The 25,606-nt window shown below is 35.8% G+C and carries 22 protein-coding genes; 10 read left to right on the plus strand and 12 right to left on the minus strand.

Features of this window, described 5'->3' with window-relative positions:
- Positions 1–33: 33 nt before the first annotated feature.
- Both JO950_RS04775 and JO950_RS04780 read left to right on the plus strand, forming a co-directional pair.
- Positions 34–855 carry an energy transducer TonB gene (locus tag JO950_RS04775; protein ID WP_202701568.1) on the plus strand — a complete coding sequence of 274 codons (822 nt, stop codon included), beginning with the start codon at positions 34–36 and terminating at the stop codon, positions 853–855.
- A 165-nt stretch (positions 856–1,020) separates the two neighbouring features.
- Positions 1,021–1,401 carry a PH domain-containing protein gene (locus JO950_RS04780; RefSeq protein ID WP_070907786.1) on the plus strand — a complete coding sequence of 127 codons (381 nt, stop codon included), beginning with the start codon at positions 1,021–1,023 and terminating at the stop codon, positions 1,399–1,401.
- A gap of 65 nt (positions 1,402–1,466) precedes the next feature.
- Here the strand turns inward: JO950_RS04780 and JO950_RS04785 are convergent, their stop codons facing one another.
- A complete protein-coding gene (locus JO950_RS04785; protein ID WP_202701569.1) occupies positions 1,467–2,330 on the minus strand; it encodes a M48 family metalloprotease in 864 nt (287 codons plus the stop codon).
- A gap of 331 nt (positions 2,331–2,661) precedes the next feature.
- Between JO950_RS04785 and lipA the strand changes: the two genes are divergently transcribed.
- The 3 genes from lipA (at position 2,662) to JO950_RS04800 (ending at position 6,854) form a co-directional block, all read left to right on the plus strand.
- On the plus strand, positions 2,662–3,528 hold the full coding sequence (gene lipA / locus JO950_RS04790) for a lipoyl synthase (protein WP_202701570.1): 867 nt from the start codon (positions 2,662–2,664) through the stop codon (positions 3,526–3,528).
- 132 nt (positions 3,529–3,660) lie between these two features.
- Positions 3,661–4,659 (plus strand): type I glyceraldehyde-3-phosphate dehydrogenase, encoded by a 999-nt coding sequence (gap, locus tag JO950_RS04795; protein ID WP_202701572.1) that lies wholly within the window; start codon positions 3,661–3,663, stop codon positions 4,657–4,659.
- Between the two features lie 26 nt (positions 4,660–4,685).
- Positions 4,686–6,854 (plus strand): ATP-binding protein, encoded by a 2,169-nt coding sequence (locus JO950_RS04800; protein ID WP_202701573.1) that lies wholly within the window; start codon positions 4,686–4,688, stop codon positions 6,852–6,854.
- 15 nt (positions 6,855–6,869) lie between these two features.
- Here the strand turns inward: JO950_RS04800 and lpxK are convergent, their stop codons facing one another.
- Entirely contained in the window at positions 6,870–7,901 is a 1,032-nt protein-coding gene (lpxK, locus tag JO950_RS04805; RefSeq protein ID WP_202701574.1) for a tetraacyldisaccharide 4'-kinase, read from the minus strand.
- Positions 7,902–8,027: 126 nt separating this feature from the next.
- Here lpxK and JO950_RS04810 point away from each other — a divergent pair, with 126 nt between their 5' ends.
- From JO950_RS04810 to rluF, 5 genes are all read left to right on the plus strand, one after another.
- Positions 8,028–9,122 carry a Nif3-like dinuclear metal center hexameric protein gene (locus JO950_RS04810; protein ID WP_202701575.1) on the plus strand — a complete coding sequence of 365 codons (1,095 nt, stop codon included), beginning with the start codon at positions 8,028–8,030 and terminating at the stop codon, positions 9,120–9,122.
- A 4-nt stretch (positions 9,123–9,126) separates the two neighbouring features.
- Entirely contained in the window at positions 9,127–9,906 is a 780-nt protein-coding gene (locus JO950_RS04815) for a zinc ribbon domain-containing protein (protein ID WP_026109806.1), read from the plus strand.
- Between the two features lie 193 nt (positions 9,907–10,099).
- Positions 10,100–10,954 (plus strand): alpha/beta fold hydrolase, encoded by an 855-nt coding sequence (locus tag JO950_RS04820; protein WP_202701576.1) that lies wholly within the window; start codon positions 10,100–10,102, stop codon positions 10,952–10,954.
- Between the two features lie 118 nt (positions 10,955–11,072).
- Positions 11,073–11,420 carry an antibiotic biosynthesis monooxygenase gene (locus JO950_RS04825; RefSeq protein ID WP_202701577.1) on the plus strand — a complete coding sequence of 116 codons (348 nt, stop codon included), beginning with the start codon at positions 11,073–11,075 and terminating at the stop codon, positions 11,418–11,420.
- Between the two features lie 285 nt (positions 11,421–11,705).
- A complete protein-coding gene (gene rluF / locus JO950_RS04830) occupies positions 11,706–12,518 on the plus strand; it encodes a 23S rRNA pseudouridine(2604) synthase RluF (protein ID WP_202701578.1) in 813 nt (270 codons plus the stop codon).
- Positions 12,519–12,591: 73 nt separating this feature from the next.
- Here rluF and JO950_RS04835 read toward each other — a convergent pair whose 3' ends face one another.
- From JO950_RS04835 to JO950_RS04880, 10 genes are all read right to left on the minus strand, one after another.
- Positions 12,592–13,518, minus strand: coding sequence for a magnesium transporter CorA family protein (locus tag JO950_RS04835; protein WP_202701579.1), 927 nt, complete (start codon positions 13,516–13,518; stop codon positions 12,592–12,594).
- Between the two features lie 211 nt (positions 13,519–13,729).
- Positions 13,730–15,115 (minus strand): DUF4173 domain-containing protein, encoded by a 1,386-nt coding sequence (locus JO950_RS04840; RefSeq protein WP_202701580.1) that lies wholly within the window; start codon positions 15,113–15,115, stop codon positions 13,730–13,732.
- A gap of 143 nt (positions 15,116–15,258) precedes the next feature.
- Positions 15,259–15,549 carry a transcriptional regulator gene (locus tag JO950_RS04845; RefSeq protein ID WP_017494879.1) on the minus strand — a complete coding sequence of 97 codons (291 nt, stop codon included), beginning with the start codon at positions 15,547–15,549 and terminating at the stop codon, positions 15,259–15,261.
- A gap of 8 nt (positions 15,550–15,557) precedes the next feature.
- Entirely contained in the window at positions 15,558–16,175 is a 618-nt protein-coding gene (locus JO950_RS04850) for a hypothetical protein (protein WP_202701581.1), read from the minus strand.
- Between the two features lie 645 nt (positions 16,176–16,820).
- On the minus strand, positions 16,821–17,705 hold the full coding sequence (locus JO950_RS04855) for a bifunctional 5,10-methylenetetrahydrofolate dehydrogenase/5,10-methenyltetrahydrofolate cyclohydrolase (RefSeq protein ID WP_017494881.1): 885 nt from the start codon (positions 17,703–17,705) through the stop codon (positions 16,821–16,823).
- 130 nt (positions 17,706–17,835) lie between these two features.
- Entirely contained in the window at positions 17,836–19,188 is a 1,353-nt protein-coding gene (gene ffh / locus JO950_RS04860) for a signal recognition particle protein (RefSeq protein ID WP_017494882.1), read from the minus strand.
- 450 nt (positions 19,189–19,638) lie between these two features.
- The gene (locus JO950_RS04865) at positions 19,639–21,324 is read right to left on the minus strand and encodes an MBOAT family protein (RefSeq protein ID WP_202701582.1); all 1,686 of its coding nucleotides are present in this window, start codon (positions 21,322–21,324) and stop codon (positions 19,639–19,641) included.
- A 1-nt stretch (position 21,325) separates the two neighbouring features.
- Positions 21,326–22,657, minus strand: a complete 1,332-nt coding sequence (locus JO950_RS04870) for a GDSL-type esterase/lipase family protein (protein WP_237732275.1) — start codon at positions 22,655–22,657, stop codon at positions 21,326–21,328.
- 82 nt (positions 22,658–22,739) lie between these two features.
- A complete protein-coding gene (locus tag JO950_RS04875; RefSeq protein WP_202701584.1) occupies positions 22,740–24,224 on the minus strand; it encodes an SGNH/GDSL hydrolase family protein in 1,485 nt (494 codons plus the stop codon).
- A gap of 292 nt (positions 24,225–24,516) precedes the next feature.
- Positions 24,517–25,599, minus strand: a complete 1,083-nt coding sequence (locus tag JO950_RS04880) for an HmuY family protein (protein WP_202701585.1) — start codon at positions 25,597–25,599, stop codon at positions 24,517–24,519.
- Positions 25,600–25,606 lie beyond the last annotated feature (7 nt).

Raw genomic sequence — 25,606 nt, forward strand, 5'->3', positions numbered from 1 at the left:
TTTAACGTTACCTAACCTTAAAATCCAAAAATCATGACTAAATCAAACATCTACGAAACCAATTGGACCGATCTTGTTTTCGAAAACAAGAACAAAGAGTACGGCGCTTATCAATTACGCCAGGAGAGTTCAAAAAACACAGTTACAGCGCTATTTGCGGGATTGCTATTATTGGCCGGTTTGGGAAGCGCGTCGGTGTTGATTAATAAGTTTGGGGCACATGGTCCTGTAGAAACAGAACCGACTGTTTTTTCGGTTCCAATAAGACCTACAGACATACCAATTCCGGTACAACCACAATCACCTGCTCCACCTGTAGCGCCTCAGCAAACGGCAGCTGCGTCACCCGTTACCAGTACACAATTGGTAAATCCGGTTGTAACAGCCGCAACTCAGGCAACACCCGATGTTATTGCAACAAATGCAGACAATCATCCTGTTGTTGACCATGCAAATACCGGAACAGGAAATGCCGTAAATGCATTACCCGCAAGTGGCGGTGGCGTAGAAACTACAGCTTTAACCGGAGAAAGTAAAGATCCTGTTAATGTAGCCATCTTAGACAAACTACCAGAATTTCCGGGAGGAATGGCTAAGTTTTATACTTATGTTGGAAACAATTTCAACAGACCGGAACTGGATGCGGAAAGAACCTTAAGAGTGTATGTATCGTTTGTAATTGAGAAAGACGGTTCCATTACAGACATTATGGTAAAAAACGATCCGGGATACGGAATCGGAAAAGAGGCTATCAGGGTATTGAAATCCTTAAAAACAAAATGGAGCCCGGGTATTTTAAACGGAAATCCCGTTCGAACTGCCTATAACCTTCCCATCACAATAAAAACAGAATAACAATAAAAAACGAAAAAGCAGAATTTAGGTTCTGCTTTTTTTATTTCATTAAGTATTATGCCCATCTTAATTAAATCCCGAAGCAGTAAAAAAAATTAACAAAATAAATTACTTTTACAGCTCCATAAGAGGAAAATCAAATCTATTAAAATTAAAAACTAAAAAATGGGAATATTTTCAGCTATTCTAGGCAACGCCGGCTCTGTTAGTCAGGAAGAGTTATTAAAAAAATACGGACAGCTTTTGACGGACAGAGAAGAAATCGAAATGGGTTTTAAACTACTTCGCGATACTTTTATCTTCACGAACAAAAGATTAATCCTGGTTGATGTACAAGGATTAACAGGAAGCAAAACAGAATACAAATCTATTGCTTACAAAAGTATTACACGTTTCAGTGTAGAAACAGCAGGAACTTTTGATTTGGATGCCGAACTAAAAATCTGGGTGGCAAGCGAATTACAACCAAGCATTGTAAAACAATTTAACAAATCGGTAAATGTATACGATGTACAAAAAGTACTGGCATTTCACGTTTTAGGTTAAGCATTATACAACCAAACCCGACAGGTTTTAAAAACCTGTCGGATTTGATAATAGATAAAATAAAATTATTTTTTCTTTTTAGCAGGAGCTTTTTTGGCAGGAGTTCCTTTTTTAGCCGGAGCAGTATTTACAATTTTCTGCTGTACATACGGTTTATACAAACCATCTTTCTCTGCTCTTTTCTTAGCATCTTCAGCTCTTTGTTTGGAATCCGGATGTGAACTCATCATCTGATCGATAAAGGAAGCTTCATTACCTTCACTCATCTTCGCCAAAATTCTAAATGCCGATTCTTCAGCATTTACATTGTAACCGTTTTTCTTTAAAAATTCATACGAAAACAAATCAGCTTCTGCTTCTTGCTTACGGCTAAACTTACTATCAATAATGGCACTACCTATTTTACCCAACTGACTATCGGTAACACTTGCAATCGTAGCTGATTGAGAAGCAGCCCCTTCCAACAAAGCTTCTTTTCTATAAGCTGCTTTTATCGCGTCTCTGGAATCCTGATTGGCTACGTGACCAATTTCGTGACCAATTACTGCCAGTAATTCATTGTCATCCATAATATCCATCAATCCTGAATATACACGCACGCTTCCATCAGCAGTTGCGAAAGCATTAACTTCTTTTACTTTATAAACTTTATAATTCAAAGTGTAACCGTCACCCGCAGTATACTTTCCAAAAACTCTGTTCAGTCTTAAAGTATACGGATCTGTCGCAGCAGCAACCTGATGTTCAGCATCCATTTTATCAACAGCAGCTTTTGATAAAGCAGCAGCATCAGCATTACTAAAAGTAAAACCGCTAACTCCTTTTTGAACAGCACCCAATGCTTTTTCACCAAAATTAATCTGCGCATTTATTTTTGTAAAACCAAAAGCGGCAAACAAAACTCCCAATACTATAAATTTCTTTTTCATGTTCTATGTGATTACAATTTAACAACAAATGTAGTACAAACCCAATTCCGTTTGAATTGCATTTCGACTAATTTTTTAACAAATAAAGATATAAATTTTAAATGAGTAAAAATGAGCAGTCAAACAAAATCATCACTCCAACTCGAATTGGCCAATAAAAAAGAGGCATTTTACCCCGCATCAATGCTTTAAGAATAAAATTTTAACACACTTACACCATTATTACCAAAAGTGCATTATAAAAACTCCAAGTCTTTCAATACCAAATTAAATCTTAAACGAATCTCCAAATAAACTACATTGCTTATCTTTGTACTTTGAATTTTGATATATGGAAACAGTCATTGAAAATATACCAACAGGAAAACCTAAATGGTTAAAGGTTAAACTTCCTATTGGACAAAAATACACTGAACTTCGTGGTTTGGTTGATAAGTATAGTCTAAACACTATTTGTACTTCGGGAAGCTGCCCAAATATGGGAGAATGCTGGGGTGAAGGTACCGCTACTTTTATGATATTGGGGAATGTATGTACCCGTTCCTGCGGTTTCTGCGGTGTAAAAACCGGACGTCCTGAAACGGTAGATTGGGATGAACCGGAAAAAGTAGCCCGTTCTATAAAAATTATGAACATTAAACATGCCGTAATTACAAGCGTAGACAGGGATGATTTAAAAGACGGCGGCTCAATTATCTGGATTGAAACGGTAAAAGCAATCCGAAGAATGAATCCGAATACGACTCTTGAAACCCTGATTCCTGATTTTCAGGGAATCGAAAGAAATATAGATCGTATTGTCGAGGCCAATCCTGAAGTGGTTTCACACAATGTCGAGACTGTTCGTCGTTTGACTCGTGAAGTGCGCATTCAGGCAAAATACGATCGTAGTCTGGAAGTTTTACGTTATCTGAAAGAAAAAGGAATCAACAGAACCAAATCCGGAATTATGCTGGGGCTTGGAGAAACTGAAGAAGAGGTTTTTCAAACGATGACTGATTTACGAAATGCAAATGTTGATGTAGTTACTATTGGGCAATACCTTCAACCAAGTAAAAAACATTTGCCTGTAAAAGAATTTATAACGCCTGATCAATTTGCCCGATATGAAAAATTTGGTCTTGAATTAGGTTTCCGTCACGTAGAAAGCGGACCACTGGTTCGTTCTTCTTACAAAGCACAAAAACACATTTTATAAAAAGATTTAACTGTTTAACCGTTTTATTTGTTTAATCGGGTAAGTCGTTTAACCACTAAATGTTTATTGGTAGATGCGATTAAACAACTAAACGAATAAACGATTTAACGATTTAACAAACAATCGAAAAGCTTGAAAACAAGAATCGCTATAAACGGTTTTGGAAGAATAGGCCGAAATTTATTTCGCTTACTTTTAAACCATCCTGAAATTGAAGTAATTGCCATTAACGACATTGCTGACAACAAAACCATGTCGCATTTGATAAAATACGACAGCATTCACGGAGTCTTACCTTTTAAAGTCAGTCATGACGAAGAAGGAATTATTGTTGATGGAAAACATTTTTTCTTTTTTCATGAAAAAAGTATCTCTAATCTGGATTGGAAAAGCCACAATATAGATTTGGTAATTGAATCAACAGGAAAGTTTAAAACACACGAAGAACTAAACGCCCATATTGAAGCCGGAGCAAAAAAGGTAATCCTTTCGGCTCCATCAGAAGTTGACACCATCAAAACAGTAGTATTAGGAGTTAACGAAGCCATTCTTGACGGAAGCGAAAACATTGTTTCGAATGCAAGCTGTACGACAAACAATGCGGCTCCAATGATAAAAATCATCGATGAACTGTGTGGAATTGAGCAGGCTTATATCACAACTATACACTCTTACACCACAGACCAAAGCCTTCATGACCAACCACATAAGGACTTACGTCGTGCAAGAGGGGCAAGCCAGTCGATTGTTCCAACAACTACAGGTGCAGCTAAGGCATTAACAAAAATTTTCCCTAACTTGCATCATAAAATCGGAGGATGTGGAATTCGCGTTCCTGTTCCCGATGGTTCCTTAACAGACATCACGTTTAACGTAAAACGTGCTGTTACGATTGAAGAAATAAATAAAGCATTTGAAGAAGCCTCAAAAACAAATTTAAAAGGAATACTGGATTACACGGAAGATCCAATTGTTTCTGTTGATGTAATTGGCAACACACATTCGTGTTTGTTTGATGCTCAATTAACTTCGGTTATTGACAAAATGGTAAAGGTTGTGGGTTGGTACGATAACGAAATTGGATACTCATCAAGATTGATCGATTTAATTTTACTAATAAGAAAAACCTAAGATTCATTGTAAAAGCATTGCCATACATGAAACATTATCTTTTTATTGTTGTTTGTCTATTAAATTCGTTTTTGTACTCTCAATCTAAAAAGAGTACGGATAGCATTTCCTATTACAACAAACTAACGGACACCAATCTCAGCAATAAAAAATACGAAAAGGCAATTTATTACACCGAAAAATCAATTGATTTTTGCGAGGCGAACAATAAATTAGAGAACCTGGCCAATCAGACTTTTAAGCTTGGGAAAATTTATTACCATCAAAAAAATTACGCAGAAGCTCTAAAAAACTTTCATAAAAGCGTTGCTTTGTTTGAAAACACAAAGCCAACCTGCACAAAAGTTTTGGCATTGCACTATATTGGTCTAACCAATACCACAAAAAGCAATTACGAAACTGCGGCAATCTACTACCGAAAAGCCGAAGAGCTTTTAAACCAGTTAAAGATTAAGGATCATGCTGAAATACTAAGCTATCAAAAAGCAATAGCTCTAAAAACCGCTAAAAACCTGCCTTTAGCAGCTGAAACTTTTCACAAAATAACACAACGGCCGGACAATACTGAAATCCTAAAAACCAAAGCCGATTCGTATTATCAACTAGGCTTACTCGAAACACAACTGAAACGAAATGATTCGGCTATAGTCTATTTTGAAAATGCTTTAAATTATAATGCCAAAACAAATAATCTGGCCCAAAAATCAAAAATCGTTCTGGCAATCAGTCAATATTACAGGCAAAACAAAAAATTCGATCTTGCTTACTCGTACCTGGAAGAACATTATCAGTTAGAGAATTACGTCTTAAAGCTAAAAAACACTCAAACGGATCACGATGAATTCGAAAAATTCAAGAAGAACGAGTCCTTAAAAGCCAGTATTAAAAAGGAAAGCGAAGAAAAAATTCAGCTAAAAACCTACCGGTATTCCAAACTGGTAAGTATTCTGGCCATTGCCCTTATCTCGATCTTATCTCTTTTGAGTTTAGCATTGTACAAAAACAACATTATTAGAAATCAGAATAATTTACTGTTAAGAGAGAAAAACAAAGAACTCATTCTGGCCAAAAATAAAGCTGAAAAGGCCTCTAAAGCCCGATCTGAGTTTTTATCGACTGTAAGTCATGAGCTGCGAACTCCTTTAAATGCCATTAACGGAATCACTCATTTATTACTGGAAGATAACCCTAAGAAAAAACAACTCAAATATTTAGAATCTTTGAAGTTCTCGGGAAATTACCTGACTACTTTTATCAATGAGATTCTGGAAATCAATAAAATTGATTCGACAAAGGTCGAAATAGAAAACATAAGCTTTAACCTGAAAGAGCTTCTTTTTAACATTCAGAGCTCTTTAAAGGAACTGGCTACCGCCAACAAAAACTACTTTAACCTTGAAATAGACGAGGCTATTCCGGATAATATAATTGGAGACCCTACAAAACTGTCCCAAATCATCCTGAATTTAATCAACAATGCTTTAAAATTTACTCAAAACGGACATGTCAATGTAATTGCAAAATTATATGAATTGGAAGAAGACAACACAACCATTTACTTTGAGATTGTAGACACTGGAATTGGCATCCCGGAAGATAAGCTTCAGACTGTTTTTGAAAGTTTTTCACAAGGATCAATAGAAGTAAACAGAAAATATGGCGGAACCGGCCTTGGACTTACGATTGTCAAAAAACTAATTGAGCTTTTGGGTGGAGAGATCAAACTAAAAAGTGAAGTTGGCAAGGGTTCAACTTTTACATTCAAACTAAATTTTAAGATCAATAAAGAACAATTGAAAACGATTGAAGAAATAAAACCATACAACGACGTACAATTAAACAACAAATCAATTCTGTTGATCGAGGACAACAAAATCAATCAAATGATTACTCGAAAAATGCTTGAAAATAAAAACATCAGCTGCGAAATCATCGACAACGGTGAAGATGCGGTTGAGCTTTTAAAAGTAAAACGTTTTGACATGATTCTCATGGATGTTCATTTACCGGGAATCAACGGAACAACGGCTACAAAACTTATCAGAGAGTTTGACAAAACCACTCCGATTATTGCCCTTACAGCTATTTCACTAGACGAAAACAGAGACATGCTGCTGTCTTACGGAATGAACGATGTGATTACAAAACCATTTGTTCCGGACGAATTCTACAGTATTATAGCCCGTTTTTTTTAGAAAGATACTAAGGAGCTAAGGCTCTAAGTCACTACGTTTTTTTTGTACATACTCCAGAATCGCAGTGTCAAAATTTTGACTGTTATTGATAAACGTACTTTTTATTGGCAAATAATACAATTGTGAAATCAATTTGGAATCTTTCAGCCGAACATAGTCTTTTTCTGTTGTAATGATTTTTCTATGATTGGCTTTTTCCAGAATATTGGTCACATCTGCATCAGAAAAATGATGATGATCGGAAAAAGTCAAACAGTCATCTTTTTCATTTTTCAAGTAATCAAAAAACGGTGCAGGTTTTGCGATTCCGGCTAAAAGCAATTTTGATTCTGATTGAATATCTTTTACAGCAAGTTGCTCTTCTTCACTATAAATAAAATCATCATAGTTAATAAACGTAAAATACAGCCGCTGGGAGCTCCTTAACTTTAATTTCGACCTAATTTCTTCCTGCTTTCCTTCAGACAGTTCTTTTGGACATTTTGTTATAATTACAATATTGGCACGATCAGCCCCACTTCGACTCTCGCGCAGATTTCCGGTTGGCAGCATAAAATCATCTGTATACAAATCATCATAGGAGCTTAACAGAATATAAAACCCGGCTTTCACTTTTCGGTGCTGATAGGCATCGTCCAACAAAATCACTTCGGGTTTTTCTTTTTGCGAAAGCAATTGTGTAATTCCGTTTCTTCTGTTCGCATCAACAGCCACCTGAATATTGGGAAACTTTTGATAAAACTGAAACGGTTCATCGCCTAAGATTTCGGCATTAGAATTATCACTAGCTAATACATAACCTTCTGATTTTCTTTTGTAGCCCCTGCTTAAAGTGGCAACTTTATATTTCTGAGATAACAATCGGATAAGATATTCTATTTGTGGTGTTTTACCTGTCCCGCCAACACTAAGATTTCCAACCGCAATAACCGGAATATCAAATGAAGTCGATTTTAAAATTCCTTTGTCGAAAAGAAAATTTCTCACTGCAGTGACACATCCGTATAAAATCGCAAACGGGAAAAGTATTTTTCTAAGTACATTCATTTTACGAAAGTATAATATTTTTCGTTAATTTGTTTTATGAATTTGATTCAGGTTCCACGTTTCAGATTTTCCAGCAACAGGAAACTTGAAACCAATAAAACCTGAAACTTCAAACAAAAAGTAGAAATGAAAATCAAAGAAATATTAGCTGTTCTGGAAGAAATGGCTCCTTTGGCTTATGCCGAAGATTTTGACAATGTCGGACTCTTAGTGGGTGATACCGAAACGAAAAGTACCGGAGTTTTGGTTTGCCATGATGCTTTAGAAACTGTAATCGAAGAAGCAATAGCCAAAAACTGTAATCTGGTAGTTTGCTTTCATCCTATTTTATTTTCGGGAATTAAAAAAATAACCGGTAAAAACTATGTGGAGCGTGCCATTTTAAAGGCAATCAAAAACGACATCGCTATTTATGCCGTTCATACTGCATTAGACAACCATTCTCAGGGAGTTAATAAAATATTTTGTGATGCTTTAGGCCTGATCAACACTAAAGTCTTAATCCCTAAACAAAGTTTCATTCAAAAGTTGATTACCTATACCACCCCTGATAATTCAGAAAAAGTTCGCAATGCTATGTTTCAGGCCGGCGCTGGTACGATTGGAAATTATGACAACTGTAGTTTTAATACCGAAGGCTTTTTTACTTTTCAGGGAAATGAAAACAGCAATCCTGTAATTGGTGAAAGAGGAAAACTACATACAGGAACTGAAATAAAAATCGAAGTTGTATTTGAAAAACACTTACAGTCTAAAATTTTAAAAGCTTTATTTTCCAGCCATATTTACGAGGAAGTAGCTTATGAAATTTATGATCTGAAAAATGCCCATCAAAATATTGGATTGGGAATGATTGGTGAATTTGAAACTGAAATGGATGAAAAAGACTTTTTATATTCCGTAAAAGACAAAATGATTGCAGACGGAATTCGTCATTCTGCTTTTTTAGGAAAAAAAATAAAGAAAGTCGCTGTTTTAGGCGGCTCAGGAAGTTTTGCTATAAAAAATGCTATTCAGGCAGGGGCAGATGCTTTTTTAACTGCCGATTTAAAATACCATCAATTTTACGAAGCAGAAAACCGACTTCTTTTAGCCGATATTGGTCATTTTGAGAGCGAACGGTATACAAAAAACTATATTGTTGATTATCTTCGAAAAAAAATCCTTAATTTTGCCATCATTTTATCAGAAGAAAATACAAATCCAGTTAAGTACTTATAAGAATATGGCGAATACGAAAGAATTAAGTGTTGAGGACAAGTTAAGAGCAATATACGATTTACAGCTTATTGACTCCCGAATTGACGAAATCAGAAACGTAAGAGGAGAACTTCCTTTAGAAGTAGAAGATTTAGAAGATGAAGTTGCTGGTTTAAGCACACGTTCAGAGAAACTGAAAGGAGAACTTGAAGTGATTGAAGAGCAAATCAAAGGGAAGAAAATTGCCATTGATGAGCACAAAGAGGTGATCAAAAAATACACGAAACAACAAGAATCAGTTCGTAATAACAGAGAATTTAATTCTTTGACTAAAGAGGTTGAATTTCAGGAATTAGAAATTCAATTGGCTGAAAAGCAAATCAAAGAAATGAAAGCTTCTATCGAACATAAAAAAGAAGTTATTTCTAATTTAAAAGAAAAACTTGACGCAAAAAGTTCGCATTTAAAACATAAAAAATCTGAACTGGATGCGATTATGGCTGAAACTCAAAAAGAAGAAATCTTCTTAACGGAGAAATCAGCAGAGTTTGCTTCACAAATCGAAGAGCGTTTATTAGCGGCTTACAACAGAATCAGAAGCAGTGTTCGTAATGGTTTAGCGGTAGTATCTATCGAAAGAGGAGCTTCAGCGGGATCGTTCTTTACAATTCCTCCACAAACTCAGGTGGAAATTGCTTCAAGAAAAAAAATCATCACTGATGAGCACTCTGGAAGAATTCTGGTTGACAGCGCATTAGCTGAAGAAGAAAAAGAAAAAATGGAACAATTGTTCTCTAAAATCTAAATAACTGTCCCGATCTGATCGGGACTTTTTTTTTGCGTCTAAGCACTATTTCTTTGCCACGAACTACACTAATTTTGCCAATTTCTATTTTGATACAGTAAAGAATAAAAATTCGCGCTAAATTTGTGTAATTCGTGGCGAAACTTTTTTAGGTCGATTCCCGAATATTATTTTTATCACTAAATTATTTGTTTTGGGAATTAAAAAAGGAATCCGTTTTATCACTTTAAAATCGGTTGGGTCTTATATTAACTTTTTGAGCTATGTTCGTCCGCAAAAAGCGATGGAGCTTTCTTATGCCCTTTTTAGCCAACCCAGAATTGGAAGACTAAAGAAAGAAGCACTGCCCAAAGTATTAAGAAATACAGAAACAGAGACGTTTCACCATAACGAACATCATTTTCAAACGTATGTCTGGAAAGGTAACGAAACCAAAATATTGCTTGTTCACGGTTGGGAAAGTAATGCTTCGCGTTGGAAAAAAACCTTACCGCACCTTCAAAAATCAGGCAGTACCATTATTGCAATTGATGCTCCGGCACACGGACAAAGCAGCGGTAAAGAATTTAACGTTCCTCTGTATGCTGAATTTATCAATAAAGCGGTCGAAAAATACCAGCCTGCCATTATTATTGGTCATTCCATCGGTGGCGCAGCATGTGTCTATCATCAGTATTTGTTTCCCCACACCAGCATCAACAAAATGGTCATTCTGGGAGCTCCCTCTGATCTAAAAACACTGATTGACAATTATATCTCAATGTTAAGCCTGAACACCAAAATGTTTTCACTTTTGGAAAGTAAATTCATGAATCGTTTCAATTTTAAACTGGAAGATTTTTCAGGACAGCGTTTTGCCTCAGAATTTAATGTTTCGGGGTTAATTGCCCACGACACTTCAGACAAGATTGTTGCTTTTGAGGAGGGCAAAAAAATCGCCAGTCATTGGAAAAACAGTCAGTTTATTGAAACTAAAGGCTTGGGTCACGGAATGCATGACGATGAATTGTATCAAAAGGTTATTGAGTTTTTGTTTGCTTCTAAATAAAGGTGCTAAGGTTCTAAGATGCTAAGATCCTAAGGTTAAAAAATCCAACAATCTAACAATCCAATCATCCAAGAATCTAAAGATCTAAGAAGTCTAACCATCTAATAATCTAAAAAAAATGATCGCTGTAATTTTTGAAGTAATTCCAAACGAAGGAAAAAAAGAAGAGTATCTGTCTATTGCCGCAAGTTTACGACCGGAATTAGACAAGATAGAAGGTTTTATATCAATCGAACGCTTTCAGAGTTTCAGTGACCCTGAGAAAGTTTTGTCATTGTCCTTTTGGAAAGACGAAGAAAGCGTTCAACAATGGAGAAATTTAGAAATGCATCGCCATGCACAAGCCAGGGGACGTAAAGAAATTTTTAAAGATTATCACTTACGAATTGCCGCCGTAGTTCGAGATTACGGAATGTTTGACCGCGAAGAAACCCCTACAGACAGTTCCGATTTTCATAAGAAGTAAAGGTTCTGAGGTACTGAGGTACTGAGGTTCTAAGGTTCTAAGGTTCTGAGATGCTAAGTTTCTAAGGTTAAAATCTAACAATCTAACAATCTAAAAATCTAATAATCTAAATATCTAATTATCTAAATATCTAATAATCTAACAATCTAAAGATCTAATAATCTAATAATCTAAATATCTAACAATCTAAATATCTAATAATCTAAGAAGTCTAACCATCCAACCATCTAATAATCTAAGAAGTCTAACGACCCAAGAAGTCCAAATTTTGACTACTTTTGCACTATGGAAGAGAATTTAAAACGTCTGAATAAATTTATAGGAGAAACAGGATACTGTTCTCGTCGTGAAGCCGATAAACTTATTGAAGAAGGACGCGTAACAATAAATGGTGCTGTACCGGAAATGGGAACAAAGGTTTCGCAGGATGATGAAGTACGTATCGATGGAAAGCTGATTGTCGAGAAAAACGAAAAAATGGTTTATTTAGCGTTCAACAAACCTGTTGGAATTGAATGTACAACCAATCTTGAGGTTCGAAATAATATTGTAGATTATATCAATTATCCTAAACGTATTTTCCCGATTGGACGTTTGGACAAAGCGAGTGAAGGATTGATTTTTATGACTAATGATGGTGATATTGTCAACAAAATTCTACGCGCACGAAACAATCACGAAAAAGAATATACCGTTACGGTTAACAAACCTATTACCGATCGTTTTATACAGCGAATGGGAAATGGTGTTCCAATTTTGGACACGGTTACCCGAAAATGCAAAGTAGAACAAATTAGTAAATACACCTTCAAAATTATTCTGACCCAAGGTCTGAACCGTCAGATTCGTAGAATGTGTGAATATTTAGGATACGATGTAACTGCTTTAAAACGTATCCGCATCATCAACATCTCATTGGATGTTCCGGTGGGTCGTTATCGTGATTTAACCGATGCTGAAATTAAAGAACTGAATCATTTGATCGCACCGTCCAGTAAAACAGAGGAAGCCAGTCTCCCAAAAGAGGAAGCTCCAAAACGTAGAACCGAATTTATTTCGAAACACGATCCCCGATTTAAAAAAAGAGGAGACTATTAAAATATTCGCATAAAAAAATCCCTTTCGATAAAACGAAAGGGATTTTCTTTAATATGAGAAATTGTATTTTTTATCAGAACCATCTTCTTCTTTTGAATAAAAACACTCCAACTGATGATAAGACAACAGACACTAAGAGAAGAATCCAAATACCATATTTACTTTCTTCCAGACCATTCGGCACATTCATTCCATACAAACTCGCTATTAAAGTAGGAATCATCAGAATAATAGAAATCGAAGTCATTTGCTTCATAATGTTATTCATGTTATTAGAAATTACCGAAGCATAAGCATCCATCATCCCCGTCAAGATATTGCTGTAAATATTTGCCGTGTCCTGTGCCTGACTTAATTCGATATCAACATCTTCCAGTAAATCCGGGTCAAAATGCTCTCTTTGGGCTTTTAGATTTTTGATTCTGTGAAATAAAACATCATTCCCTTTTAAGGAAGTAATAAAAAACACCAGACATTTTTCGATCTGTAAAAGCGCCTGTAATTCTGCGTTCTTGATCGATTTCTCCAGGTTGTCTTCAGCCAGTTTTATCTTTTGATTGATCTGCTTTAAGTATTTTAGATACCAGACACTTGACGATAGAAGTAACCTCATCACTAAATCGAAATTGTCTTTGATCACTATATTTTTCCGTCTTGTATATTGAAGAAAATCAGAAACTATCTCGGTTTCATAAAAACTAATCGTAACGCAAACATCATCTTTAAAAATCAAACCCAAAGGTATGGTTTGAAAAGGAAGCTTAACATCGTTACTCTTTATAGGAACCCTCATGATAAACAAAGTCCAGCCGTCTTCAGACTCCATACGGGGTCTTTCGTCGATATCCTCAATATCGTTATAAAAGGCTTCAGGAATCTGAAGTTCTTCCAGTAAGTATTTTTTTTCTGTTTCTGAAGGAGATTCAATGCTGATCCAGCAGTTTGGAGTCCATTCTTGTATCTCGATTAGTCCGTTGTTGTTTTTGTAAAAGGCTTTCATTTCAAAATTGCAGGTGTTTAGCGTAGCATTTTGAAAAAATTCAAAAGCTACTTTAATTAAATACTAACGAATAATAATCGTCCATTGGAGAAGTTTTTTTTAGTGTTGCAAAAGTATTCTTTATTTTTAAAACGAAAAACTTTAAACTACTAATTAATTATTAAAAAACCGCCCTATATAAATTCTACAGGGCGGTTTTTACAAGTATTTACTACTTTTTTTCTACAAATTCGTAATAAAGTGCTTTTGAAAGAAAAGGATCATCCTTGTGATCTTCTATACGATTCTCTTCCAGATAACCTTGTCCTTCGCCAACAATATTTATTGTTGAAAAGTAAGCATCGCGGCTCTCATCGTTAAAGTGCAAGTTTCTTAAAAACCAGGGATCAACTCCTTTATTTACTGAGACATTATAGTTTGTGATTAGATTTCCCCAATTTACAAAACTGCATAAAAGTATCGTTCCGTAAAAACACCAGACCATTTGGTTAAAAAGGTAAGCGTTTGTTTTTTGTCTGGTGATTTTTAAAAAGGTAAAAATCAAACCAATTACCGCTAAAATCAGAAAAGCATAAACTCCCAGTCTTTTATAAGTTAAGCCAAAGAATGACACATATTCTGAATTTTTAATAATGGTACTCACTATTAATACGCCATTTAAAACAATCCATACTTTAGCCAGTTTTTTAAGATGAGCTGCTTTTTTATCAAAATTAAATCCTCCTTTAAAATAAAACAGTATCACTCCAACCGCCATAATTATTGAAAAGATTACGGCATTCACTCTTTCGTGAGTAGCTGAGCTAAGTTTAGAGGTCTCGACAGCCTCAAAAAATTGCTCATAATTGTAGGTGATGATAAAAACCAAGAGCATAAAATTTAATAAGACTAATGTAATCTCGCCGCTTTTTCTTTCAAAGTCCAAATCTAAAAACGAAAATGTATTCTGATTTTTGATTTCGACAACATTACTAAACTCATTGTCTAAAAGTTTATTTTTCTCGTAACACAGTTCGGGAACCCAATAATTCCAGAAACTAAATGAAATATAAAACCCTAAAACCCCTATTAGAACTACTTCGAAAATATCAAGATCTAAAGTATAATCCGTTAATAGAGAGGAGAAATGCTCACTTCCGAACGAATAGGCCGTAAAAAACACGATTAAAAAGACCAACGGAATCACCACATAAGCAATAAGCTTTTTCGCAAAATTATTATCGATTTTTCTTTCCGGAAGCCATTGACTGAACACAAAAACACGTCCTGCTGAAGCAAATGCATTTAAGAATACAAGAGGAAAAACCTGAAGTATCTTTAGCTCCGGATCCTGTATTCTAAAATGCAAGAACAAAACAGACATGGAAAGTGCTAAAAATGAAGCAAAATCCCCGTACCAGGCAAAGGCCAGACACGACAGTACGGATGTAACCACCAAAACCAAATGAGATCGGTCAGTAAACTTATCCTGAAAAAAACAACAAATCAGGCCGATTAACAATAGTCCAAAAATGGCGAGGTTCACTCCCATTGATTCATGGTAAAAAAGCAGGATAAAGATCAAACTGCAGGCTGGGATAACTAGGTGTTTTTTCATTGTTGTTGAATTTATGTATTAGAAGTCATGTAGATTATCGCCCCTTTTATTGGTTTTCTTTGCAATATTTTTGTGACGATTTTGTTATTTTAAATTTAAAAGTACTTTGTATTTCAAAGTTATTAGGTAAAAAAATAGAGCTATTACGATTTCATTAATTTTTCGAGAAAAGAAAGGTGTTCTTTGAAAGCCGCACGCCCTCTGGGAGTTACCTGGTAAGATGTTTTAGGTTTCTTGCCTACAAACTCTTTTTTTACTTCGATATATTCCGCTTTTTCAAGAGCTGACGAATGACTTGCCAGATTTCCGTCCGTAATATTCAGCAGATTTTTCATTTCAGTAAAATCTACCCATTCGTTGACCATCAAAATGGACATAATACCCAATCTGACACGGCTTTCAAAATCTTTATTTAGTTTATCAATAATTCCCATCGAATGGATTATTTATATTTTTTGAACATTATTAATCCGTACAAGATATGCAAAATACCAAATCCAATGATCCAAAAAATCAAACCGTACCCAATAAAAAAAAGAGAAATAAATCCTAAAACCAACTCGCAAAATCCCAAGTACTTAATATCAGAAAAAGTATACTTTTCAGCATTTATTAAAGCCAGTCCGTAAAAAATTAAAGTAGCCGGTGCAATTAAACCATAAACCTCATGAAAGATCAGCGCCAGACAAAATATACCTCCGGCCAATAATGGAACTGTCAGGTTCAAAAGCATATTTTTGGTAGCCGAAGTCCAAATAGGTAAATTATGTTTTCTGCTTTTTCTAACGGTAAAAAACAAACCGAAGCTAAAAGCAAAAGCTAAAATAATCAAACCTGTAAAGACCAGTTCTGAAACCAGGTTAGCAGAATATTGCTTCTCATAATCTCCACCAAAATATTCGGTCCCGTTTGCTTTAAACAATTGGTAAACATACAATCCACCAATTAAAGCCGAAAGTCCCGCAAATACTCCTGAAAGGCCGCTTAATGATATAAATCTTGAAGAACGCTCCATCATGGAACGAATATGGGCTAAATCTTCTTGGTGCTTCTGATTCATAAATAAAGTACTTTGAGATACAAAGTTAAATATTAATTTGAATTGACAAGCTAATTTTTGGAAAAATTTCGCAGAGATGCGCAGAGTTGACACAGAGATACGCGAAGATTTCTATATTGCTCTGTGTAGCTTTGTGTAAACTCTGTGTGTCTCTGCGGAACAAAAAAAATCCCACGAAGACTCACAAAGCTGGCACAGAGATGCACGGAGTCTTTTATGCATTCTTTTCTAAAAAAAAATCCAAATCCCAACTTTATAAAACATGGATAGTCCCTATAGGACATTTTTTCTTATTTTTTCTACCGAAATGTGACTTCTAACGGAGTTTATATTGTAGCGAATAAATAAACGCTAACAACAACAGATAACTTACCTTTTTTCTGCAGATATGTGACTCCTAGCGGAGTCTATATCGTAGACAATAGGCAATTACAACATAATAGCCATTACAGCATTTTTCTACACTAACATTAAACTCTTGAAAGAGCTTATCCATAGGGATCAAATAAAGGTAACACAACAACTAACCTGATTCGTCTTGTCCCGTAGGGACTACACCTTCAGATTCCAACATTAACTTCACCCCATCCAAAAAAAAGCCCGTTCTCTCGAACAGGCTTTAATCTAAAATTTATTTCTACACTATTAATTTTTAGCGCTTCGCATCTTTCTTGCTAAAAGTGTATTTTTCAACAACATTGCAATGGTCATTGGTCCTACTCCACCAGGAACCGGTGTAATAAATGATGATTTTTTACTTACTCCGTCGAAATCAACGTCACCTGTAATTACATAACCTTTTGGATGTGAAGCATCTTCTACTCTTGTAATTCCAACATCAATTACTACTACCCCATCTTTCACCATGTCGGCTTTTAAGTAATTTGGCACTCCTAATGCCGTGATAATAATATCAGCACTTCTGGTATACTCCTCAATGTTTTGGGTTCTGCTGTGCGTTAGCGTAACTGTAGAATCTCCCGGATTTCCTTTACGGCTCATTAAAAGACTCATTGGTCGGCCCACGATATGACTTCTGCCAATAACAACAGTATGTTTTCCTGCAGTTTCAATATTGTAACGCTCTAACAACTGCATGATTCCAAATGGTGTTGCAGGAATAAAGCTGTCCATCTCTAAAGCCATTTTTCCAAAATTCGCAGGATGAAAGCCGTCAACATCTTTGTCCGGATCGATAGCCATCAGAATTTTTTGTTCGCTAATGTGTTTTGGTAAAGGCAATTGTACAATAAATCCGTCCAGATTATCGTCTTCATTCAGTTCTTTAATTTTTGCCAGTAGTTCTGTTTCTGTAATTGTTTCGGGTAAACTCACCAAAGTCGAATCAAAGCCTATTTGCTGGCAAGATCTCACTTTACTTCCTACGTAAGTTAAACTTGCTCCATCCGTTCCCACGATTACTGCTGCCAAATGAGGTACTTTCCCTCCGGCATCTTTTATCGATTGAACTTCGGCTGCAATTTCGTTTTTAATGTCTTCAGCTGTTTTTTTACCGTCTAGTAGTTGCATTGTTTTATTTTAGTTTCTGATTTAAAATTTCCGGTTTCACGTTAAAAGCGAAACACCTATTTATATTAATCAAAAAAGTTTCAAGTTGTAGTTTCATAACCTGAAACCTTAAACTTGAAACTTTTTTATTTTATCTCGGCATTCCGCCTGGCATTCCTTTCATTCCGCCCATCATCTTCATCAGATTTTTTCCGCCCGGACCCTGCATCATCTTCATCATCTTGCTCATTTGGTCAAACTGCTTCATTAACTGATTTACCTGCTCGACTTTGGTTCCGGAACCTTTAGCGATTCTGGCTTTTCTTTTCACGTCGATTATCGAAGGTTTACTTCTTTCTATCGGGGTCATCGAGTGGATGATCGCCTCAATATGTTTAAAAGCATCATCTTCTATCTCTACGTCTTTCATGGCTTTTGAAGCTCCCGGTATCATTCCGACCAAGTCTTTCATGTTACCCATTTTCTTTACTTGCTGAATTTGCGTAAGGAAATCATCAAAACCAAATTCGTTTTTAGCGATTTTCTTTTGAAGTTTTCTGGCTTCTTCCTCATCAAATTGCTCCTGTGCTCTCTCTACAAGCGACACAACGTCACCCATACCTAAGATACGCTCAGCCATACGATCCGGATAGAAAACATCAATTGCTTCCATCTTCTCCCCCGTACCTACAAATTTGATTGGCTTGTTTACAACCGATTTGATCGAAATTGCAGCTCCACCACGTGTATCACCATCTAATTTTGTTAAAATAACTCCATCAAAATTCAGGATATCATTGAAGGCTTTTGCCGTATTTACAGCATCTTGTCCTGTCATAGAATCCACAACAAACAAGGTTTCCTGAGGCTGAATTGCTTTATGAACACGAGCAATTTCGTCCATCATTTCCTGATCTACTGCTAAACGACCAGCTGTATCGACAATCACTACGTTAAAACCGTTAGCTTTTGCATGTTTGATTGCGTTTTGAGCAATTTCAACAGGGTTTTTATTTTCCGGCTCTGAATAAACCTCAACGCCTATTTGATCTCCCACAACATGTAACTGATTAATCGCCGCAGGACGGTAGATATCACACGCTACTAAAAGTGGTTTTTTATTTTTCTTTGTCTTTAAGAAATTGGCCAGTTTCCCTGAGAAGGTCGTTTTTCCCGATCCCTGAAGTCCTGACATTAAAATAACAGAAGGATTTCCGGAAAGATTAACACCGGCAACATCACCACCCATCAATTCGGTTAGTTCGTCTTTCACTAACTTCACCAGTAATTGTCCCGGCTGAAGCGTTGTTAAAACGTCCTGACCAATTGCTTTTTCTTTTACTTTAGTGGTAAAATCTTTAGCAATTTTAAAGTTAACATCGGCATCAAGTAAGGCACGACGAACTTCTTTTAAAGTATCGGCAACGTTTACTTCTGTAATTTTACCGTGTCCTTTTAATATATGGAAGGCTTTATCTAACTTATCACTTAAATTATCAAACATACTTTTTTCTTTATTTGAAGTGCAAAGATAATCTAATTAGGCATTTCAGGCAATTTTTATTTAAAGTTGAAGTACGTTTTGATTTTACCGCAAAGAACGCAAAGTTTTACGCAAAGTTCGCTATGTTTTTTTTGCACGCAAAGACGCGAAGTCGCAATTTCTTTTCTCGCAGATCTAGCAGATATAGCTGATTTTTTTACATACTTTATCTCAAAAAAATCTACCTAATCTGTGAGAACAAAAAAGACGCAAAGTTTTTTTGCCACGAATCACACGAATTTTACGAATTTTCCAAACTAACTTTTTTAACTCTCGCAGATTTGGCAGATATCGCTGATTTTTTTCATACTTAATCTAAGAACAAAGCAGCTGTCTAATCTGCGAAAACAAAAAAGACGCAAAGAATAAAACCTTTGCGTCTTTGTAACTTTGTCCCTTTGCACCTATTTTCTAAAACTGGAAGTAAATAAACGGTTGCGAACCGGCAACTGCTGTTGCATAAACGATCCAATATGTAAATCCCAGAATAATTGCTTTTCCGATCAGAGGCGTTTTATCAAAAACTAATTTCATTTTAGAGGTAACAGCTTCCGGCAAGACATGCCAAACGTATCCGAATAGCATCAATAAAAAGACATTTTTGTAACCTATTATGATTGCCTGCCAATGTTCCGGCTCAAAAGTCAACTGACCAATATTATTGATAACCTGAAGTGCTGTTTCAAAATCTCTGGCACGGAAAAATATCCAACAAAAAACAACAAAATGAAAGGTAATGACGATTGAAAAGAATTTCCATAAAAATCCAGAACCTTTGCCCTCTTTTTTTGGAGGGAAGAATTCCATGAAAATTTTATGAACGGCTAATGCCAATCCGTGTAAGGCTCCCCAAACAATAAACTGTGCTCCGGCTCCATGCCACAACCCTCCTAACAACATCGTGGTAAACAAATTGAAATTGGTCACCAAGGTTTGGTTTTTCTTTTTTGAAAGTAAAAAGGTCAGGCAGAAAAGCACTAATGCTCCAATTGCAATCCCTAGTGGAATGAAACTCTCGTTTATGTTTGAAATTCCCCAAAGCAATAATCCGAAGAAGAATAAACTTGGGAATAAAAACCCTGCGAATGTTCCTTCACGATTTCCACCGATCGAGATATACAAAAAGTCTTTCAGCCAGGTGGATAACGAAATATGCCATCTTCTCCAGAAATCAGTGATAGAAGTTGACTTATAAGGCGTTCTAAAGTTGGCCGGAAGTTTGAATCCTAACAGCAAAGCGATTCCGATTGCCATATCTGAATATCCAGAAAAGTCACAGTAAATTTGAATCGCATACCCATAAGATGCCATTAAATTTTCGAACGAGGTATAATTCATCGGGGTGTCAAAAACACGATCAACGAAATTTATAGAGATGTAATTTGAAATTACTGTTTTCTTAATCAATCCACCAATAATCAAAAACAAAGCATTGTTTACATCTTCTCTGGTCAGGTTTAATTTCTGATAAATCTGAGGTAAAAAATCTTTTGCTCTAACGATTGGTCCTGCCACCAACTGTGGGAAGAACGAAACGAAGAACAGATATTCGATATAATTTTTGGTTGGTTTAATTTCTTCACGGTAGATTTCAATAATATAACTCATCGACTGAAAGGTATAGAATGAAATTCCAACCGGCAGAAAAATATCGTGCAGTTCATAATTTCCATGAAACATATCATTGAAGGTAACAATCATGAAGTTCATGTATTTGAAATACCCCAACAATCCCAGATTCAGAATTACACTGATCACCAGATAAATTTTCTTGGTACTGTCTTTTGCTTCTCTGTAAATGATCTGACTCAGTCCGTAATCAACAACAGACGAAAGTAACAAGAGTAAAAAGTAAATCCCACTTGACTTGTAATAAAAGAAAAGCGAAAAGAGGATAACGTATGTTAATCTCAAATAAAATGTTTTGCGTAAAAAGGCATACACAAAATAAAAAACCAGAAATAATCCCAGGAACAAACCGGTATTAAACAGTAATTTTTCTTCAGGATTGTATATAAACCAACTTTGAACCTGCTCCGGAGTAATCGCTCCAAAATTCTGAATGAACCAATTATTTATGCTATCTATTGTAATCAACTTAATTCTTTAATTTAAAATTATCGTATGCTTTTAAAAATGCTTCTGCAAACAAGTCCCCTTGTTTTTCATATCCTTTTTTAGAATAATGAACCCAATCCGGGCCAATTAATCCCGAAGACTTTAAACCTCGGATTCCTTCCATCGCTCCCAATTCATCGTATAAATCCCAAACTGCAAAACCATCTGTCTTTGCTATTTCAATAATACTTTTTGCGTAATCGCGAATATAAACATTGGGTCTTCTTGCTTTGAGTAATGAAGGAGGCGGAGTCATCACAAGGATAGAAACCTTACGATTGTGTTCTTTTACATTTTTTATAAAATCACGCAATTCCTTTATATAAGCCGAAGCTTCCATATGATCGTAGCTTTCATTTGTTCCTAACGAAAGAACTATAAGATCGCCATGCAATGCTTTTAGCTGTTCAAAAAATAACGGGTACTTATTATAATCCGAAAACTTGGCTCCATTTACCCCAATACTGCTGTAAATTAAACCCGGTGTATCTCGTTCTAAAACGATCCCGCTCAATTCGTACTTTGAAGCTTCTTTATTTGGAAGCAGGAAAATACGACTCAACGTTTTTTCAGAGTTGTAATAATGAGTAAACGAATCCGATTCCAAATTTAAAGGAACAAATTCTGAACTCGTAATATTTCTGGGTTTAGTCTCGTTTGTTCGGATTTTAAGCGTTCTTCCCGCGCGAATGTTATTCGATTTCAGACGATTGTCTTTTCTAATATCGGCTACCGAAACATTGTATTTATCAGCAATTGTCGAGATCGCTTCTCCTTTTTTGATCTTGTGCGTAATTACTTTTCGCTCTGTAGACTGAATTGTTTTGGTTTGAGAGGATATCGCTAAATCAAACATGTTCTGATTTTGAGGCGTAATAATTTTGATGGTATTGAAATTATACGCAGCATCTTTAACATTCAATTCAACAGCAAAACCGCCATTGTCTCTCCAAAGTGCAATTCCGCTTAAACCAACAGGAACATTTTTGACAGGATGAATGTTTCGGTAACTTTCCCAGCCTCTGTTGGAATGAAACCGCTCGTTATAAGAACCGTTTGTTTTCGCCAGCTGATACGGAAAAACTAACCCGCGGCCGCCATTACCAAACTTTTGCTGCAGTTTTTTTCTAATCTCATTGGTCATCAAATCACTCTGAATGTGCGAATCTCCCACATGGACCATATTGATTTTCTGACTATTTTGACTTTCGTTTGCCTTCAATTTCAAAAAAAACGGCACTAAGACTTCTGCATTATAAATCCTGTCTCCCGAAAAAGAATCAACAGCGGCTGTATCGGCTTTATGCATCATATTTTTTGTAATTGGATTTAAATCTGTCTTTGGTGTTTTATCGTTTGTTGAGAAAAAAAGACAACAAAAGAAGATAATTAATCTATTCATTTACGCTATCTGTTTTTACCGCTACGGAATCTGTATTGGTCTTCCTGGCTGTTTTCCGTTTGTTGGTATCTGCCTCTCTGTTTACCCGTAATACTTTATATTGCTCGTAGCCTTTGTTCAATTGATCGTATACTAATTTACCAATAGCTTTTGCCCCACGCTGGTTAAAGTGTGTATAATCTTTATTGGCTCTGGCCGGAGATTCGTCTACCCATTTCACCATTGATCCGTCACCTCCCATTAAGGTGTACAAATTCACAAATCCGGATTCGGTTTCAAGTGCGTATCTTTTTTGAGCTCTCATTAAAGGAACAACGGCTGAATCGGTTTTCATTTCTAAATCATACTTGGTAGATTTATCGGCTGTCGAAATGATCAGGATCGAAACTCCCGGAAAAGATTCTTTAATTTTATTCACCGCTTTGGTCATACCTCTTTGATACCAATTGTAATTTTTAGTGCCATAATTTAAAACGTTGGTTCCGTAATGCAGAATAACCAAATCGTACTTTAAACTGTTATTGAACCCCTGCATCACATTCGCATTAAAAGTAGAAATCGGCAAACCTGAATTCCCTCTTTGTGAGAAGTTGTCTACATGAACCCCGTTTCCGTTATCAAAATTAAACCCATAGATTGGAATGGAATCGGCATGAATAAAATTGGCTTTGAATCCTTTTATGCTTCCCGAAGTTACTTTTAGAGTGTTGATCAGATTGTTTGGCACAAGGCTTTTTCGCAAGGTATCTTTTCCGATAATGAAATTCACATTTCCTTTTTTAGTTCCTCTTCCGTAATACAAAGTCGGACTATCTAAAGTTGTTGCGTGTTTGTTTAAACCTGCTTCGTACTGAACCCAGGTCGTATTTGATTTATCATTGGCAAAAAACACGTGTCCGTTTACACCAAAAGGGCTCGTTGGATGTTTTACGTTTAAGTACGATTGCATTTTCCAGTTTTTGGAAGCCGAAGATTTTACAGAACCACGTGATGCTGCAGATTCTGAATTGATCGACACAAAACCAACACCGCTTCCGCCAAAACGTTCCTGATAATTGGCGCGAACATCCTGCACAATTAAATCACCATCGGTCATGGAATCTCCATAATAGGCAATTCTGACTTTGGATTGCGGATTATTCTCCAGCTGGTATAATTTTTCGTAAAAAGAAATCAGGTATTGGTATCCTTTGTAGTTATCGAAAGTTTCAGACGGAAATTCGATTCCTTCCGAAGCATCGAAAACAATCTTTTCCCTCATTTCATTTTTCTCATCTTCGGTCAGACTGTCTCCACCCTGTTCCAGAGAATCATTTGCGACTGACTCTAAAAGCAGACTATCGATTAGTACGTTTTTAGAATCTACTTTACTATCCGAAAAGATCTTGTCCGGCAAGATTTGCTTAAACCCGATGAAAGCTATAAATGCCAGTGCCACAATGGCAAAAGACTGAAAGAAATAAGATTTTGTATTCACTCGTAATAATAAATTTGAAGAAAGGATTCACTAAAAATTTCATTTCAAAATTCCTACTAATTCCTTATAAAAAAGTACGGGCAAAGATAGAATTAAACAATTAATTTCTAGGTTCTTTTTAACATTAAAATAATACAAAAAAAAGAGGCCGAACGAATCCAGCCTCTTGATCAAAAAAAAATAAAAAAAATAAAGTCAATGATTAACTAAATTTTGAAATGAATTGAATATAATAGACTAGGAATGTAAAAACCCCGAACAAATTAATTATTCGGGGTTTCTTATCTTCTTCTTATTTAAGAATTGCGTACTCTAAAGCAACATAACCTCTTATTCCTGCTTCATTTGTCATAGCCAGGAATTTAACTTTATAATAATTTCCGGCTGCATCTTTAACCACATAAAAACGATCTGTTCTTATGCTTGGCAAAGTAGTTGGTCCTCCACCATTTCTCCAGTTAGCTCCAATAACTCTTTGATCTGTTTTAGAAACTGCAAAATTTGCTTCAACTACTTTTTCTTTAGTAAATCCTGCATAGGTCACATCAGCTGTAACTAACACCTGATAAACCAGAGTTCCCGCTTTTGAATTAGTTGTAATAAAGTCAGAATATCCATAAGTAACATCGCCTTTACCCATATTTAAATAGTTCGTAAATACTGTAAAGTTTAAGTCCCATTTTGCTTTTTGAGGTTCAACAACAACTGTGTTTCCAGTTGTTAAACTGAAAAATGTAAAGTTAAAATCAACATCTTTTGAAATTACTTTTTCTGTGAATGTAGCAGAAGTCAAATCAGCGTATTGGATTTTGTATCCATTACCACTTCTTAATATTCTAACTTTCTTCCATCCTCTTGAATCGCCATCAACACTAACGGAACCTTTTTCAGGTACAGCTGTTGACACTTTAGCTCCAAGATTAACTAAGTATACTTTATTGTCTGCATCTGTAGCAGAAACTTCAGCAATAGCCGTTCCTATTCCTGCTCCAGCACCAGCTAAAACACCGGTTGGATTATCAACATATCCGTTTGATGCAGGCGTCTCACCATTTCCAACTGAAACATTGGTATCAATTGTCTGAGATACTGTAATATCTGATGTAGCTAATTTTTTAACAGCCATTTTAACCGATCCGTTCAAAACAACTCTAAAATCATCACCAGATGAGAATCCGAAATCCCATGATTCTCTGTTTACTGCTTTAAATTCTGCAGCACTTAAATCAAGATAAACCTGACTTGGCTGATTAGGACCTCCAACACTTGGTTGTAAAGTTGCTCCAACGGTCGGGATCTCGACCTTAGTATCGTCGTCACTTGAGCAAGATGCAAGTGATAAGAAAGCGAATGATAATAATAAAAGTTTTTTCATTGTATTT

This window comes from Flavobacterium sp. UGB4466, assembly GCF_903469665.1.
Classification (GTDB): Bacteria; Bacteroidota; Bacteroidia; order Flavobacteriales; family Flavobacteriaceae; genus Flavobacterium; species Flavobacterium lipolyticum.

Coding starts and splice junctions, on each gene's coding strand:
- JO950_RS04840 (WP_202701580.1), bottom strand. CDS start 15,115: ATGAAAAAACACCTAGTTATCCCAGCCTGCAGTTTGATCTTTATCCTG.
- JO950_RS04825 (WP_202701577.1), top strand. CDS start 11,073: ATGATCGCTGTAATTTTTGAAGTAATTCCAAACGAAGGAAAAAAAGAA.
- JO950_RS04780 (WP_070907786.1), top strand. CDS start 1,021: ATGGGAATATTTTCAGCTATTCTAGGCAACGCCGGCTCTGTTAGTCAG.
- JO950_RS04785 (WP_202701569.1), bottom strand. CDS start 2,330: ATGAAAAAGAAATTTATAGTATTGGGAGTTTTGTTTGCCGCTTTTGGT.
- JO950_RS04855 (WP_017494881.1), bottom strand. CDS start 17,705: ATGCAACTACTAGACGGTAAAAAAACAGCTGAAGACATTAAAAACGAA.
- JO950_RS04775 (WP_202701568.1), top strand. CDS start 34: ATGACTAAATCAAACATCTACGAAACCAATTGGACCGATCTTGTTTTC.
- ffh (WP_017494882.1), bottom strand. CDS start 19,188: ATGTTTGATAATTTAAGTGATAAGTTAGATAAAGCCTTCCATATATTA.
- JO950_RS04880 (WP_202701585.1), bottom strand. CDS start 25,599: ATGAAAAAACTTTTATTATTATCATTCGCTTTCTTATCACTTGCATCT.
- JO950_RS04850 (WP_202701581.1), bottom strand. CDS start 16,175: ATGAATCAGAAGCACCAAGAAGATTTAGCCCATATTCGTTCCATGATG.
- JO950_RS04845 (WP_017494879.1), bottom strand. CDS start 15,549: ATGGGAATTATTGATAAACTAAATAAAGATTTTGAAAGCCGTGTCAGA.
- lpxK (WP_202701574.1), bottom strand. CDS start 7,901: ATGAATGTACTTAGAAAAATACTTTTCCCGTTTGCGATTTTATACGGA.
- JO950_RS04835 (WP_202701579.1), bottom strand. CDS start 13,518: ATGAAAGCCTTTTACAAAAACAACAACGGACTAATCGAGATACAAGAA.
- JO950_RS04800 (WP_202701573.1), top strand. CDS start 4,686: ATGAAACATTATCTTTTTATTGTTGTTTGTCTATTAAATTCGTTTTTG.
- JO950_RS04810 (WP_202701575.1), top strand. CDS start 8,028: ATGAAAATCAAAGAAATATTAGCTGTTCTGGAAGAAATGGCTCCTTTG.
- rluF (WP_202701578.1), top strand. CDS start 11,706: ATGGAAGAGAATTTAAAACGTCTGAATAAATTTATAGGAGAAACAGGA.
- lipA (WP_202701570.1), top strand. CDS start 2,662: ATGGAAACAGTCATTGAAAATATACCAACAGGAAAACCTAAATGGTTA.
- JO950_RS04870 (WP_237732275.1), bottom strand. CDS start 22,657: ATGATGCATAAAGCCGATACAGCCGCTGTTGATTCTTTTTCGGGAGAC.
- JO950_RS04815 (WP_026109806.1), top strand. CDS start 9,127: ATGGCGAATACGAAAGAATTAAGTGTTGAGGACAAGTTAAGAGCAATA.